Source organism: Janthinobacterium sp. SUN137, from assembly GCF_030587265.1.
GTDB lineage: Bacteria > Pseudomonadota > Gammaproteobacteria > Burkholderiales > Burkholderiaceae_D > Janthinobacterium > Janthinobacterium kumbetense.
Genome location: NZ_JAPWHZ010000003.1, coordinates 420,181 through 434,711, shown reverse-complemented (window position 1 = coordinate 434,711; position 14,531 = coordinate 420,181). Strand labels below are relative to the sequence as shown.

Genomic DNA, 14,531 nt, shown 5'->3' with positions numbered 1-14,531 from the left:
GCTAACCGAAAAGCATGGCGCCGTTGCAGGAGGGAGGTTTATTCCAGCTTCATGCCGAAGCGCTGCAGCCGCGGCTGCCAATGCTCCTGGATATTGGCCGACACGAGGATGCGCTCGGCCTTGCCGATCAGCAACGCGCGCGGCACGAAGCCGAAGTAGCGCGAGTCGGCGCTGTTGTCGCGATTATCGCCCAGCATGAGGAAATGGTCGGTTGGCACCGTTACGGGGGCAAAGCTGCGCGCCGCGCCCGCGATTTGCGGCAAGACCTGGATGCGGTGCTGCTCGGTCTGGTTGCGTTCATTGATGCGTTGCGCCGTCAATTGGCCCACGTGGGCGATGGTTTCAGGGGCCGTGTCGAGCGCCGTGTACTGGGCGGGCTGGCCATTGATGACCAGCTGCTCATTGCGCATTTCCACCGTGTCGCCGGGCAGGGCGACGATGCGCTTGATCAGGCGCGTACCGTCTTTCGGCGAGGAAAAGGTGACGATGTCGCCCCGCTGCGGTTCGCCCAGGCGCTGCAGCACGATATCGGTGAGCGGCACTTTCAGGTTGAAGGCGAGGCGGTTGACGAAGACCACGTCGCCTTCGAGCAGGTTGGGGCGCATCGACGCCGACGGTATGGGATTCCAGTCCGCCACGGCCGTGCGGAACACGCCGAACAGCAGGAGGAACATCAAAAAACCTTTGTTGGCGCGCATCCATGTGCTCATCTCGGCTCTTTCGCTGGGCAGTGCCCGTGAGGGTGAAGGGACGCGCCATTGCTGCTGGCGCCATATCACGATGCACGGCAAGGCTGAAGCCAGTCTTAAATCAACGCAGGCGCGGCCGATGGCGTGACCATTGTTGCGTGCACGCATCACTCTGTCTCAGGGATGCCGGCACGGCGCATGCGCGTCGTCGTCGCCGTTGCGCCGGCGCTTGCCGTGCATCTCGTCCCACAGCTCGCCGAGCGCTACCAGCAAGCCGCCAGCCACGAAGGGGATCGCCACCAGCCAGGGAATGCTGTCGAGCCATGGACCCAGCAGGATGGCCGAGGCCACGGCGATGGCGATGGCGCTGCACCAGAAGCGGCGCGGATGCCGGAGCGTGAACAGGTAGTGAAGGTCGTTCATAAATCCTCCTTGGTGAGCAGGCGGAACAGCCGGGCGGCCAAAATGCTGCTGACGGCGATGACGATGCAGCCATCCAGGAAAAACAGCACCTTGCCCACCAGGTGCATGCCCTGCACGAGGTAGACGGGCAATTCCTGCGCTTCCGCCCACTGCGTCATGCGTGCCAGCACGATGGCGGCGGCAAAGATGACGACGGCCAATGCCAGCACCAGCAGCACATGTTCGAACAGGCGTAGCCGCACTTTCATGTTGGACTTTGCAAGATAGATAAGATTCCCGAACCTTGACGTTATCAGTCCATTATCACGGTGCCTTGCGCTGCCACAAAGTCGCGGCCGATAGCCTGAAAACGGCGTTGATGCCGGAAAGTGCGGCTATTTGAACGCCTTGATGACGGCGTCCAGCTTGACCTTCAGCGACTTGTCGTGCGCGTGGATGGGCGGCACTGCGCGCTGCACGCCCAGCAACTGGTAGACGGCCGTCTGCGCCGCGCGCACCGAGTATTCCACGGTGAAGACGACATCGTCGGCGATTTCCACGAACTGGCTGACGAAGGCCAGGTTGACGGAGTTGGCCGGCACGGGCAGGGGACGGTCGCTCTTCGCGTGGGGCATGAACATGCTGGTGATGTACGGCATGCGGCAGGGAATGCAGTTCGCCGTGGCCATGATGTCGAGGTCGAAGTTCAGGTGTCCGCACAGCTCGCGCAGGATGTCCTCGCCGCTGCAGTCGGACATGGGCTTGGCGACGAAGTTGCCGATGCGATCAGGGTGCAGCGCATAGCCCCAGAATACTTGCACGCCCGCGGGCTGGCCGGCGAAATGGGGCTGGTGCGCCAGCACGATGGACATGAGCCAGTTGCTGTCCTTGAAGGTGACGAGGCCGCCCGTGCCCGCGCTGTTGCCCGTGAAGCGCTCCATCCTGTCAAAGAAGGCGCCGTCCTTCAAGGTGACCGTGTACGAGGCCCAGTACGATTCGGGGATGCTGCTGTTGAAGGCGGCGGGACGGCCCAGTTGCGGGCGTCCCTCGGCCAGCTTTTCCCACAGGCGCCAGCCATGGCTGTCGTGCTTCGTGCGCCTGGCGGCCGCGCGGTGCATGCTGCCATAGCTGGACGCATCCGTCATCGAGGCATTCTGGAAAAACACCAGGTCGTCCGCGGCGACGGGGACCACGTCGGCCAGGCCGCGGCGCTGGCAGGCAATGGCGGTGGCGCTCAGGCGGCCATCGGATTCTTGCACCTCGATATCGGTCACCGTGCAATCCATGATGAGGTTCACGCCTTGCGCCTGCAGCCAGGCGACCAGCGGGCGCACCAGCGAATCGTACTGGTTGTAGACGGTGCGCTTGACGCCGGCCAGGGTTTCGATGCGCGAAAACTCCAGCATGAAGCGGTGCAGGTAGCGCTTGAACTCGACGGCGCTGTGCCAGGGCTGGAAGGCGAACGTGGTGGCCCACATGGTCCAGAACCGGGTGTCGAAGAATGCGGGCGAGAGCCAGTCCGTAATGGCGCTGCTGCCCAGTGTGTCTTCGTCCGCTTCCGCCAGCTTCAGCAGTTCCAGCCTGTCCTGCATGGAAAAGCCCATGCTGCTGACGTCGACCTTGAAACGGTTGCGGTCGACCAGCCGCGCGCGCGAGTGGGGAAGGTGCAGTTCGTTGAAGGCGACGGTTTCGTCGTAGACGCTCTGGCCCGCATGCTCGAGCGAGGGGATGCTCCTGAACAAGTCCCAGGTGCACTCGTAATTGTCGGTGGTCAGCATGCGCCCGCCGCGCAGGGTATAGCCATCTTCGGCATTGCCGCCGCCATCGAGGCTGCCACCGGTCACGGGCGACGCTTCGAAAATGGTGATGTTGCTGCCTTGCATGCCGCCGTCGCGTATCATGAAGGCGGCCGCGGCCAGCGAGCCGATGCCGCCGCCGACGAGGTAGGCTTTCTTGTCTGTATTGCGCATGTTGTTCCCTGAGTGTGAGTGCATCCGCGTGCGCGAAAGGCTGGCAAGCGACATGGCCGACGTCGCGCCAAATTTGCCTATTTTACAACATCAGGTGAGGATTGCCTGCTTTATGGAGCAGTTGCTCGGTTTTTTTTAGGCGCCCGCGTGTTCCTTGCGCCGTTCAAAGTACAGCAAGTCCGACCAGGCATCCTGGAAGCGCATGGCTTTTTCCGAACGGCCATATTGGTGAAAACCGTTGCGCTGCATGACGGCGACCGAGCCCAGGTTTTGCGGCCGCGCCGTCGCTTCCAGGCGCCACAGTTCCAGTGTGCCGAAAGCCTCTTCCAGCAGCAGGGCCACCACGCGCGTGGCGTAGCCGCGTCCGCCGAACCGTTCGCCGATGCGGTAGCCGAGCGTCGCCTTGTTGAAATAGGGACGCGTGACGGCCGTCAGGTTGACCCTGCCGATGATCTGCCCGTCCAGCTTGGCGAGGTACTGGTAAGCCTGGTCTTGCTGGCGTTCGCGCTGCGCCTGTTCGATGGCGGCGGCGATGGCTTCCTGGTGGTAATAGGACGGCGCGCGCGCCGTAACCCAGTTTTCAAAATACGCGCGGTTTTCCAGTTCGAAGGCCAGCAAAGCGGGAAGGTCGGCGCTGGAGGGCGGGAACAACTGAAGGCGGTCGAGGTCTGGCATGGGATCGTGTGGGAGCATGAGCGAGGAAGGCGTCAACGCAGTCCCCAGACGTCGTCTTCCGTCCACCCCAGTTCCGCAAAATCCTGCGCCCGCTCGCCCGCTTCGCCGGCGCAATAGAATTCGTCGAGCTGGGGCGGCGCGATGCGCGTGCCGGCCAGCATGGCGTGCACTTGCCCCCGGTGGTGGATCTGGTGCTGGAACAAATGCGCGAGCATGCGCTGGCGCGTATCGACTTGCGGCGTGTCGCGCAGGATCGTCACGGGCCGCGCCAGGTCGGTGTCGCACAGGCTGCGGCAGTGGGCGATCAGGCGCGCGTCGGATGCATGCTGGGCCGCCTGCAGCGTGGCGCAGTCGGTAAATGGCTCGTCCTGTTCAAAGAAGGCATAGCAGTCGGCATGCGGCGCCTCGCCGCGCAGCTCGCGCTCCAGCGCGTCGAGATAAAACCAGTCGCATGTGAGGATGTGGTTCAGGGTGAACTGGATGGTGGGAAAAAAACTGACGCGCGTCGCCTGGAATTCGGCCAGATTTAGCTCGCCGCAGGCTTTCAGCAGGCGGTGGTTGCTCCAGGCGTTGTTGTACGCCTGGGTGGTGACGTAGCGGGCCAGCATGTTGCTCATGATTTACCTTGCAAAGAGGGGAACTGCGAGAGCGCCACTGTAGCACTTTGCGGCAGGTGGACCAAGGCGGCCACGCCCGCCGCACCGGCACGGCTGTCATCAAGTAAAATCGCGCAGCGGATGTCGCGATAGTGATGCATATAGGGCTGGAAAAGCAAAATGGGTTGGATAGGAAAATTACTGAACGGCGGCGAAAAAAGCAAGCTTGCGCCAGTCACGGCAGCGGCGGCGCCCGAGATGACACGGCAGCCAGCCACCATCACCGAAATCGATGCCATCTACTACCGCTGGCTGGCGGCCGCGGGTTCGGCGCAGGCGACAGCGCAGGCCGAACAGCAGATTCTGGACGAATTGACGCGCCTGGCCAGTGAACCGATCGCCGGCGCCGCGCTGGTGCCGCGCATCCCGGCCATCATTCCGCAGTTGATGCGTACCTTGCAAAACGAAAACATGAGCGCGGCCGAGCTGTCGCGCCAGCTGGCGCAGGACGTGCCGCTGGTCGCCGAGGTCTACCGCGAAGCGAACCGGCCCCGCTACCATTCGCGCTACAACGCCAGCCCGTCGATCAACAATATGGAAGGCGCCATCATGCTGCTGGGGCAAAACGGCATGCGCATGCTGCTCGCCCGCGTCGCCTTCCGCCCCATCGTCAGCATGCAAAGCGGCGGGTTGACCATACGCACGGCGCCGCTGATCTGGCGCCAGTCCGAGAAATGCGCGCTGGCGGCCAACCTGGTCGCGCCCGCAATGCAGGCCAACGCCTTCGACGCCTATCTGGCGGGGCTGATGGCCAATGTGGGCCTGGTGGTGGCGTTCCGCCTGATCGACCAGATGCACGCGCCCGATGCCTTTCCGCAATCGGACGCCTTCATTGCCCAGGTGTTTGCGCAAGCGCGCCTCTTGTCGGTACGGATCGCCGAATTATGGGAGTTTCCCGAGTCCGTGACCCGCGCGATCGGGCAGGCCGGCGCCGATGACCACGCCGATCCGCAGGCGCAAGCGCTGGCGCTGGGCGATCGCTTGAGCAAGCTGCGCATGCTGGTCGATACTGGCCGTTTTCCTGCCGATGATCCCTTCGTGATGACGGGATTGAGCAAGGCCGAGCTGCAGGTGTTTGACAAGCTGGCCGATGACGAGGACGAGGACGACGAGTGACGGCCGCAGGCCGGTCGAACTGCGCCCCGGCCCGGTAGCAGATTCTTGCGGCCAGGGCCGCGATTGCGTGGTAATCTGGCAACTAAATGAGTGGACGGTGTGCCATTCCATCCTGTCGTATGCCCATGCTGCCGAGGAGGTTCCTTGCTTCCATTTCGCCGTTCCATGCTTGCCGCCGCGTGTTTGGTAACAGCGGCGCAGCCCTGCGCCGCCGCGCCGGACACACTGCCCGTCAAACCGGCCTTCGCACCGTCCGCAAGGCTTGCTGCCATTGCTGCGCAGCGCTCCTTCCAGCTTCAACTGGGGACTGCGCCTGTCGATCTGGTGCGGCGAGGAGATGCCGTTCGAGCAGCCCGACCGCATGGCCGCGCAAGTGGCGCCGGCCCTGGGGCTGGGCGGCGCGGATAACCGCACGGCGACGCCGGGGATGTGCGGCGCCTGGCGCGTTGCAGCGGCTGCGGCGCAGGCAAACGATGCCGTGAAAAGCGACGTGCCGGTGCTGATCCTGGCCGGCGAATTCGATCCCGTGACGCCGCCAGCCTGGGGCCGGCGCCTGCTGCGCAGCATGCCCAACGCGCGCTTCGTGCAGATACCGGGCCAGGCGCATGGCGCCATGTTCAACCGCTGCGGCGGACAGCTGACACTGGCATTCCTGCGCGACCCGCGCGCGCCCTTGAACCTCGATTGCGTGGCGAAGATGCCGGGGCTGGTGTTTGCCGCCGATTAGCGCGCAAAGTAGAGCGCATGCAGGTGCTCGAGGTCGACCTCTGAGGCCGCCTGCGACAGCGCCACCTTGCCGCTTTGCATCAGGTAGACGTGATCGGCCACGCCGACGGCGCGCGCCGTGTTCTGCTCGACGAGGATGATGGTGCGCTTGCCGTCGTTCAGGCGCGCGAGGATCTCGAACAGCTCGTTGACCACCAGCGGCGCCAGGCCCAGCGACGGTTCGTCGATGATCAGCAGCGACGGATCCGACATCAAGCCCCGCGCCATGGCCAGCATCTGCGCCTCGCCGCCGGACAGGGACCCTGCCAGCTGCCTGCGGCGCTCGTGCAGGCGCGGGAACATGGCGTAGGCTTCCGCCAGGCGCGCAGGCATGTGGCTGCGGTGCTCCTTCGGAAAGGCGCCCATGATCAGGTTTTCTTCCACGCTCATGTCGCGGAACGTCATGCGCCCCTCGGGTATCATCGTGACCCTCGCGTCGCTCATCTTCCACGTCGGCGTGCCGTTGATGGGCGTGCCATCGAGCGCGATGCTGCCCGCGCCCACGGGCAGCAAGCCCATGATGGCGCGCAGCAGAGTGGTCTTGCCGGCCCCGTTCGGGCCGATGATGGTGGTCAGCTTGCCCTTCTGGATGGACAGCGACACATCCCACAGCACATTGATGGCGCCATAGCCGGCGCGCAGATTCTCTATGTTAAGCATGCGCGGCTCCCGTGTAGCTTTCGATGACGGCCGGGTTGCGGAAGACCGCATCGGGCGTGCCGTCGGCGATCAGCTGGCCGAAATTGAGCACGGCCACGCGCTGGCACAGATTGCTGATGGTTTCGATATCGTGCTCGATCATGACGATGCCCACGCCAAAGGCGGCGTGCAAGTCCTTGAGCATGCCCATGAAACGGCGCTTGCCATTCGTTTCCAGTCCCGCCAGCACTTCGTCGAGCAGCAGCAGTTTCGGGTTCGTCGCCAGCGCCTTGGCCACTTCCAGCGCCTTCAATTCCGTCAGCGCCAGTTCGCTGGCCGCGTCGCGCTGCGCCTTGTCCGCCAGGCTCGTGAAGTCGAGGATTTCATCGATCTTGCGCATATCCACCTTGCCGGTGCCGAAACGCTGCGCCACGACGAGGTTTTCGCGCACCGTCAATTCATGCATGGGCTGCGGGATCTGGAAGGTGCGGCCCAGCCCCAGGCGCGCGCGCTGGTACATGGGCGTGGCCATGATGTCGCGCCCCTCGAAGCGGATGCCGCCGCTGGTGGGGCGCACCAGGCCGGAAATGGCGTTGAACAGGGTGGTCTTGCCGGCGCCGTTCGCGCCCACCAGGCCGATCACGTCGTGGCTGCCTACCTTCAGGGTGACGGAATCGACGGCCGTCAGGCCGCCGAAGCGCACGGACACATTATCGAGTTCAAGCATGTGCTTTTTCCTTCGCTTTGACGAGTTTGCGCAGCAGCGGCAGCAAGCCGTTCGGACTGAAGACGATCATCGCCACCAGCAGCACGCCCAGCACCAGTTGGTGGCCCGTGGGGATCAGCGACTTGAAAATCAGCTGGTCGACCAGGTAGACCACCACGGCGCCCAGCACGGGCCCGAGTATCGTGCGGTAGCCGCCGAAGATGGCCGCCACGATGGGCAAGGTCACCCACAGGCTGTTGAAGGCGTAGTCCGGTTCCAGGAAATTGATGTAGTGGGCGTTGAAGGCGCCGAACAGGCCCGCCATGAAGGCCGACACGAGCAGCATGGCGCCTTTCAGCAGGGTGCTGTTCACGCCGACGACGCGCGTGGCGTCTTCGCTGTCGTGCATGGCGCGCAGGGCGATGCCGTAGTGACTGGCGCGGATGCGGCTGTAGGCAAACGCGCACGCCACCACCAAGGTCAGCACCACCAGGTAGGCGCCCGTCTTGCTGGCCAGGTCGAAGCCGAAGACGGTGGGCAAGGCCGGGATATTGTTGATGCCGCCGGCGCCGCCCGTGACGGAACTCCATTCCGTGGCCAGGATGCGGAAGATGTGGGCGTAGGCGAGGATGGCCAGCGCAAAATACGGACCGCGCAGGCGCAGCACGGGCAGCATGATGACGGCGGCGATGGCCGCGCCCGCGCCACCGAGCAGCATGGCGGCAAACACGGGCAAGCCCAGTTTCACGGTGGCCAGCGCGGAGACATACGCGCCTACGCCAAAGAAGGCTGCGTGACCGAAGCTGACCATGCCGCCCAGGTTGCCCAGCAGGGCCCAGGACATGGCCACGCCGCCGATGATCAGGGCCGCCACCACCATGCTCATCACATACTGGTTGGCGCCCAGGGCCAGCGGCACGACGATATACGCGGCCAGCAGCAGGCCCGCCGTGGAAATCAGTGTCGAGCGCTTCATCCGCGCCTCCGTTGTGCGCCGAACAAGCCGTTCGGCATGATGAACAGCACCAGCAGGAACAGCACCATGCCCGATAATTCCTGCAGCGCGGAGCTGGCGAGGGTGACGGTCAGCGCCTCGGCCACGCCCAGCAGCACGGCGGCCAGCAGCACGCCGGGAATGGAACCGATGCCGGCCAATACCGTGATGATGAAGGCTTTCACCGTCAGCGCGCCGCCGTAGGCCGGCTGGATCACGCCATAGCTGAACAGGGCGACGCCCGCGAAGGCGGCCAGGATGCCGGCGACGAGAAACGACACCAGTTCCGTGCGGCCCGGGTCAATGCCCATCAGCTTGGCCGCGTCGCGGTTGCTGGAGACGGCGCGCACGGCGCGGCCATACCAGCTGGTGGACAGCCAGCGCCACAGCGCCGCCATCAGCACCAGGCTGACGCCAAAGAAAATCACTTCGCTGCGCATGCTGAAAAACGGGCCGATTTCAAACCCTTCCTGCAGCCAGCTGGACGACGTCGAGCGGATGTCGGCCTTCCACACGAGCAGGATGAAATTGGTGAGGATGACGCCGATGCCGTAGGTAAGGATCAGCGAATTGATTTCGCGGTCCTTCTTGATGCGGCTGACGATCAGGTACACGCCCACGGACGTCAGGCTGACGATCACCAGCGCGATGGGAATGGCGAATATGGGACCGAGTCCCAGGCCCGATTCGACGCTGTAGGCGATGTAGGCGGCCAGCAGCACCAGTTCGCCGTGCGCCAGGTTGATCACTTTCATGGTGCCGAAGACCAGCGCCAGTCCCAGTGCGATCAGGGCGTAGGAGCCGCCCTGCAGCAAGCCCGAATACAGGGCCTGCAAGATTAATTCTGTCATGTCGTCATCCCGTCAGGCAGCCGAAGGGCATCGCGAAGATGCGCCAGGGCTGCCGTTCATCGGTGCGCGCCCGGGCGGACGCGCGCGTGCGCAGCGGGAGGCTGCCTACCAGGGCAGGGCTGGATAGGCCAGCTTGCCCGTTGCGTGTTCCTTCGGCCAGACGATCACCACTTTCTTGTCCTGGTGCTGCGCCATGCGGTGCACGAAGTTCTGGTTGTCGCCGTTGGCGGCGAACTGCACGCGGCCGATCAGGGTTTCGCGGTCCGTCTTGCGCATTTCCTCGGCCACGCCGCCTTTCTTGATGGTGCCCTTGTCGGCCGCGCGCGCGATGGCTTCGAACAGCAGCATCGACTGCACATAGCCAAACTGGCCCAGGTAGTCCGGCTCCTTCTTGTACAGCTGCTTGTAGGCGTCGCTGAACGCCTTGCCGTCGGCCGTCTTGAATTCCGTGGGGAAGGGCAGCAGGGCCGTGCCGAACACATTTGGCATCAGGTCGGGGAAGTCGGCCGCCATTTTCGGCGTGGCCAGCGACCACACGCCCACCATGGCCTTGATCTTCGGCTTCAGGACGCGGGCGGCGCGGATGATGCCCACATAGTCGTTTTCATAGCCGACCATGGCCACCACTTCCGATTTGTCCTGCAGCTTGATCTTGTTGATGATGGGCTTGAAGTCCGTAATCGCCGGGTCGAACGAGTGCGTCGTCACTTTCACGCCCTTGGCTGCCAGGGCTTTTTCCACGTCCTTCGCCAGGCCCGTGGTGGCGTCCTTGGTCGAATACACGATGGAGACGGACTTGGCACCCACGTCTTGCAGCAGTCCCAGCATGGCTTTTTCGTAGCCGGCCGTGTTATTGATGCGGAAAAAATTCTTGCGCCCGCTGCTCACCAGGCTGTCGTCCACGCCGCCCGAGGTGATGTAGACCAGGCCCAGTTTGTTCGCCGTGTCCGAGGCGGGCGAGATATTGTTCGAGCCATAGCCGCCCGTGATGGCCACCACGCCCTGGCTGGCCAGCTTTTCCACGGCGGCGATGGCCTTGGCGGGCGCCGATTCGTCGTCGACGGTGATGATCTTGATGGTGTGCTTGCCGTTGGTCTTGTTGAAGACTTCGGCCGCGACCATGATGCCTTCCTGCATGCCGGCGCCGACACGCGCCAGGTTGCCCGTCAGCGGGATTTCCGCGCCGACCAGGAATTCGTCGGCGCTGGCCTGCGTCATCCAGGCGCTGGCAACCAGTGCTGCCATGGCGATGCGTGTATAGGTGCGTTTCATCGTGTCTCCTCCGGTGATGTGGCTTGGTTTTATTGTCGGTTCTGGTACTACATGGTCAACTTATCGTGCATTCTGCGCCATTTGCCGCAGCTGCCCCTTTAAAATCTTGCCCGTGGCGGCGGCCGGCAGCGCGTCCATGACGATGATGGCGGACGGGCATTTGTACGGCGACAGGGTCTGCGCCAGCCAGGCCTGCAATTGTGCCACGCTGGCGGGCTGGCGCGGGTCCAGCTCCACGTAGGCGATGACGTCCTCGTTGCCATCGGCCACGGTGCGGCCCACCACAGCCGACTGCACCACGGACGGGTGGGCGTTCAGGGCCGTTTCCACTTCCAGCGGATACACATTGAAGCCGGAGCGGATGATCAGCTCCTTGGTGCGGCCGACGATGAAGAGGGCGCCGTCGGGATCCTGGCGCGCCATGTCGCCCGTATTGAGCCAGCCCCCATCGCGCATGGTGGCCGCCGTCATGGCCGGTTCGCGGTAATAGCCGGCCATGACGTTCGGCCCGCGTATCCACAATTCGCCCGGTTCGCCCGGTGCCACGTCAAGGCCGTCAACGCTCACCACGCGCACCTCCACGCCCGGTATCGGTGTGCCGACGGAGTCGTCGCCGCGCGGCGCTTCCAGGCGCGTCTGGCTGATGGTGGGCGCGCTTTCCGTCATGCCGTAGCCATTGTGCAGCGCGGTGCCCAGCAGCTTTTCCACCTCGTGCTTGAGTGACGGCGCCAGCGGCGAGCCGCCCGCATACGCGAAGCGCAGCTTCGTCGGCAGCGGGGTATCGGCGCCGCCCAGGGTTTGCAGCAGCTTGGCGTACATGGCGGGCACGCCCTGCACGATGGTCAGCTCGTCGTCTTTCAGGGCCGAGAGCAGACCGTCGACGGAAAAGCGCGGCACCAGGTACAGGGCGGCGCCCGCATACAGGGTGCCCAGCGCCACCGAGGCCAGGCCATATACGTGCGAAATCGGCAGCACGCCGTAGGCGCGGTCGGTGCTGCTCAATCCCCGCAGGGTGCTGGACACGGCGGCGATGAATAGCAGGTTGCGGTGCGTGAGCATCACGCCTTTCGACTGGCCCGTCGTGCCTGTCGTGTAGATCAGCGCGGCCACCTGTTCATTGCCGGGGACCGTATCTTCGACGATAGTTGTCTCGTTCAAGTCGCCGACCAGCAGCTCGCCCATGCCGTCGACCGTGGCGCTGGCCGCGCCCAGACGTGCAGCATGCGCGGCCGCTTCCGGCGAGGCGCCAGCCAGGAACAGCACGCGCCGCGCGGAACTGTGCGTGGCGATGGTATCGATTTCGCGCGCCGACAGCCGCGCGTTGACGTTGACGATCCACGCATCGATGCTGGCGCAAGCGAAGATCAGCGCCACCTGCAGCGCGCCGTTTTCTCCCACCACCATCAGGCGGTCGCCGGCGCGCACGTCCAGCTGGCGCAGCAGCTGCGCGGCATTTTCTACACTGTGCTGCAGCTGCGCATAGGTCCAGCTGCGGCCAGCTTCATGCAGCGCCGGCGCGTCCGGCGCGCGCGCCGCCCAGTGGACGGGGATGGCCGACAGGCGCGCCGGCAAGCCGGCCAGCAGGGCGGGAATATCCATGGCGGCCTCCTTCACTTTTGCGCTGCCTTGATCATGTTGCGGGCGATGACGATTTGCTGGATCTGCGTCGTGCCTTCATAGATGCGGAACAGGCGCACGTCGCGGTAGAAGCGTTCGGCCGCGTATTCGCTGATATAGCCGGCGCCACCGTGGATCTGCACGGAGCGGTCGGCCACCCTGCCGCACATTTCGGAGGCGAACAGCTTGCAGCACGACGCTTCCGTCGAAATGTCTTCCTTGTTGTCGCGCCGGCGCGCCGCGTCGAGCACCATGCTGCGCGCCGCGTAGATTTCCGCCTTGCTGTCGGCCAGCATGGCCTGGATCAGCTGGAATTCGGCGATGGGCTGTCCGAACTGCTGGCGCTCCATCGCATACGCCAGGGCGTCGGCCAGCATGCGTTCGGCCGCGCCCACGCAGACGGCGGCGATGTGCAGCCGGCCCTTGTCGAGCACTTTCATGGCCGTCTTGAAGCCCACGCCTTCCTTGCCGCCGATGATATTTGCGGCAGGGACGCGGCAGTTCTCGAAGATCACGTCGCAGGTATGCGCGCCCTGCTGGCCCATCTTTTTATCGATCTTGCCCAGCGAGAGGCCGGGCGTGTCCTTTTCCACGATGAAGGCGGAAATGGCCGAGGCGCCCCGCTTGACGGGGTCGGTGCGGGCCATGACGGTAAAAATGCTCGCTTCGGGCGCGTTGGTGATATAGCGCTTGCTGCCGTTGAGGATATAGAAGTCGCCGTCGCGCACGGCCGTAGTGCGCAGGGACGCGGCGTCGGAACCCGATCCCGCTTCCGTCAAAGCGAACGAGCCGATGATGTCGCCGGCCGCCAGTTTGGGCAGATAGTATTGTTTTTGCGCTTCCGTGCCGTCGATGACGATGCCTTGCGAGCCGATGCCGTTGTTCGTGCCAATCAGCGAGCGGAAGGCGGGCGAGGTGCGGGCGATTTCAAACGCGACCCGGACTTCCTCTTCCATGCTCAGTTCCAGGCCGCCGTAGGCTTCCGGGATCGACAGGCCGAACAGGCCCAGTTCGCGCATCTGCGCCACGATGGCGGGTGGGATGGTGTCCGTTTCGGCAACCAGCGCCTCGTTCGGCACCAGCACTTCGCGCACGAAACGGGCGATACTGTCGAGCAGAATGTTCAGGGTTTCTTCGTCGCGTATCATCGGGTTCCTCGGTACTGTAATTAAGAGGGGCGCGCAGTCTAACCGCGGCCCAGGTTTTTTTCCACTGTCTTGACCAGGGCGACCAGGCGCGGTCCCAGGTCGGACTCGAGTTTTTCGCGCGACAGCAGGAAGGCGGGGCCGCCGCAATTGAAGGCCATCACCTGTTCGCCATCGGCACCCAGCATGGGCACGCCCACGGCGTGCACGTCGTTCTGCCATTCGCCGGCCGAGATGCAAAAGCCCCGGTCCAGGTAATCCTTGAAGCCTTGCTCGATGCCGGCCTTGATGCGCGGCCAGCGTTCCGTCTCGTGCACGCGTGCATGGTCCATCAGGTAGTCGCGTTCGGCCTGCGGCAGGATGCACAGCAGGGCCTTGCCCATGGCGGTCGTCATCAGGGGGATGCGCGAACCGACGTCGAGGCGCAGCGTGACGTTGGCGCTGCTGCGGCAGGTTTCCACGTACACCATGCTGAGGCGGTCGCGCGTGCCCAGCGAAACGGAGGCTTGCGCATGTTCGGCCAGTTCTTCCATCAGCGGACGCGCCATCTTGCGCACGTCCAGATTCGACAGCATGCGGTAACCGAGGGCCAGCACGCCGGCGCCCAGCTGGTACTTGCCCAGGCTGTCCGAGTAATTCAGGTAGCCCAGTTTGGTGAGGGTATAGGTGAGGCGTGAAATCGTCGGTTTCGGGATGCCCGTGCGCTTGGCCATGTCCGCATTCGACAGGAACACTTCGCCGGGACGGAAGCAGCGCAGCACTTCCAGCCCGCGCGCCAGCGCGTTGACGAACTGGCGGTCCTTGCCTTCCTCGTCATCGCTGAAGACGATGAGTTCCGGATCTGCTGCGGTCTGAATATTTGTCATATTTGCATTCATTTTCAGGCTCCCTGGAAATCAGTTTGCCTAGCCGAATCTGGCATGTCAACCGTTTTGTGAAACATTCGTTCGCACAGCGAAATGCTGCAGTGCATAAAATTTGCCTCGAAAATTGACTTGCGCAGGGGTTTCCCGCCTTGTCGCTTGAGCATCGCT

The 14,531-nt window shown here is 64.1% G+C and carries 17 protein-coding genes; 2 read left to right on the top strand and 15 right to left on the bottom strand.

Annotated elements, in window-relative coordinates; translation table 11 throughout:
* Positions 1 to 38: 38 nt before the first annotated feature.
* The 7 genes from lepB to O3298_RS16865 all read right to left on the bottom strand — a co-directional run bounded on the left by lepB (position 39) and on the right by O3298_RS16865 (position 4,631).
* Entirely contained in the window at positions 39 to 710 is a 672-nt protein-coding gene (lepB, locus tag O3298_RS16895) for a signal peptidase I (RefSeq protein WP_305060051.1), read from the bottom strand.
* Between the two features lie 156 nt (positions 711 to 866).
* On the bottom strand, positions 867 to 1,112 hold the full coding sequence (locus O3298_RS16890) for a hypothetical protein (RefSeq protein ID WP_289911611.1): 246 nt from the start codon (positions 1,110 to 1,112) through the stop codon (positions 867 to 869).
* Positions 1,109 to 1,360: a hypothetical protein gene (locus O3298_RS16885; RefSeq protein ID WP_289905532.1), complete on the bottom strand. Its 252-nt coding sequence runs from the start codon at positions 1,358 to 1,360 to the stop codon at positions 1,109 to 1,111. Before O3298_RS16885 ends, O3298_RS16890 begins: the two co-directional genes overlap by 4 nt.
* Positions 1,361 to 1,486: 126 nt before the next feature.
* Positions 1,487 to 3,085, bottom strand: a complete 1,599-nt coding sequence (locus tag O3298_RS16880) for an oleate hydratase (RefSeq protein WP_305060050.1) — start codon at positions 3,083 to 3,085, stop codon at positions 1,487 to 1,489.
* Between the two features lie 111 nt (positions 3,086 to 3,196).
* A complete protein-coding gene (locus O3298_RS16875) occupies positions 3,197 to 3,736 on the bottom strand; it encodes a GNAT family N-acetyltransferase (RefSeq protein WP_289915807.1) in 540 nt (179 codons plus the stop codon).
* A gap of 32 nt (positions 3,737 to 3,768) precedes the next feature.
* Positions 3,769 to 4,353, bottom strand: coding sequence for a DinB family protein (locus O3298_RS16870; protein ID WP_289911607.1), 585 nt, complete (start codon positions 4,351 to 4,353; stop codon positions 3,769 to 3,771).
* Positions 4,350 to 4,631, bottom strand: a complete 282-nt coding sequence (locus tag O3298_RS16865) for a hypothetical protein (RefSeq protein WP_289911605.1) — start codon at positions 4,629 to 4,631, stop codon at positions 4,350 to 4,352. Before O3298_RS16865 ends, O3298_RS16870 begins: the two co-directional genes overlap by 4 nt.
* Here O3298_RS16865 and O3298_RS16860 point away from each other — a divergent pair.
* Both O3298_RS16860 and O3298_RS16855 read left to right on the top strand, forming a co-directional pair.
* Positions 4,591 to 5,508, top strand: coding sequence for an HDOD domain-containing protein (locus tag O3298_RS16860; RefSeq protein ID WP_289911603.1), 918 nt, complete (start codon positions 4,591 to 4,593; stop codon positions 5,506 to 5,508). The genes O3298_RS16865 and O3298_RS16860 overlap by 41 nt on opposite strands.
* 262 nt (positions 5,509 to 5,770) lie before the next feature.
* On the top strand, positions 5,771 to 6,235 hold the full coding sequence (locus tag O3298_RS16855) for an alpha/beta hydrolase (protein WP_305060049.1): 465 nt from the start codon (positions 5,771 to 5,773) through the stop codon (positions 6,233 to 6,235).
* Here O3298_RS16855 and O3298_RS16850 read toward each other — a convergent pair.
* The 8 genes from O3298_RS16850 to O3298_RS16815 form a co-directional block, all read right to left on the bottom strand.
* Positions 6,232 to 6,933: an ABC transporter ATP-binding protein gene (locus O3298_RS16850; RefSeq protein WP_289898982.1), complete on the bottom strand. Its 702-nt coding sequence runs from the start codon at positions 6,931 to 6,933 to the stop codon at positions 6,232 to 6,234. The genes O3298_RS16855 and O3298_RS16850 overlap by 4 nt on opposite strands.
* A complete protein-coding gene (locus O3298_RS16845) occupies positions 6,926 to 7,639 on the bottom strand; it encodes an ABC transporter ATP-binding protein (RefSeq protein ID WP_305060048.1) in 714 nt (237 codons plus the stop codon). Before O3298_RS16845 ends, O3298_RS16850 begins: the two co-directional genes overlap by 8 nt.
* A complete protein-coding gene (locus tag O3298_RS16840) occupies positions 7,632 to 8,594 on the bottom strand; it encodes a branched-chain amino acid ABC transporter permease (protein WP_305060047.1) in 963 nt (320 codons plus the stop codon). The genes O3298_RS16845 and O3298_RS16840 overlap by 8 nt, the downstream gene beginning before the upstream one ends.
* Positions 8,591 to 9,463 (bottom strand): branched-chain amino acid ABC transporter permease, encoded by an 873-nt coding sequence (locus O3298_RS16835; protein WP_305060046.1) that lies wholly within the window; start codon positions 9,461 to 9,463, stop codon positions 8,591 to 8,593. The genes O3298_RS16840 and O3298_RS16835 overlap by 4 nt, the downstream gene beginning before the upstream one ends.
* Positions 9,464 to 9,568: 105 nt before the next feature.
* Entirely contained in the window at positions 9,569 to 10,735 is a 1,167-nt protein-coding gene (locus O3298_RS16830) for an ABC transporter substrate-binding protein (RefSeq protein ID WP_099664533.1), read from the bottom strand.
* Positions 10,736 to 10,795: 60 nt separating this feature from the next.
* The gene (locus O3298_RS16825; RefSeq protein ID WP_305060045.1) at positions 10,796 to 12,334 is read right to left on the bottom strand and encodes a class I adenylate-forming enzyme family protein; all 1,539 of its coding nucleotides are present in this window, start codon (positions 12,332 to 12,334) and stop codon (positions 10,796 to 10,798) included.
* Positions 12,335 to 12,345: 11 nt separating this feature from the next.
* Positions 12,346 to 13,500, bottom strand: a complete 1,155-nt coding sequence (locus O3298_RS16820) for an acyl-CoA dehydrogenase family protein (protein ID WP_176388302.1) — start codon at positions 13,498 to 13,500, stop codon at positions 12,346 to 12,348.
* 38 nt (positions 13,501 to 13,538) lie between these two features.
* Positions 13,539 to 14,363, bottom strand: coding sequence for an IclR family transcriptional regulator (locus O3298_RS16815; RefSeq protein WP_289911590.1), 825 nt, complete (start codon positions 14,361 to 14,363; stop codon positions 13,539 to 13,541).
* Positions 14,364 to 14,531: the final 168 nt, after the last annotated feature.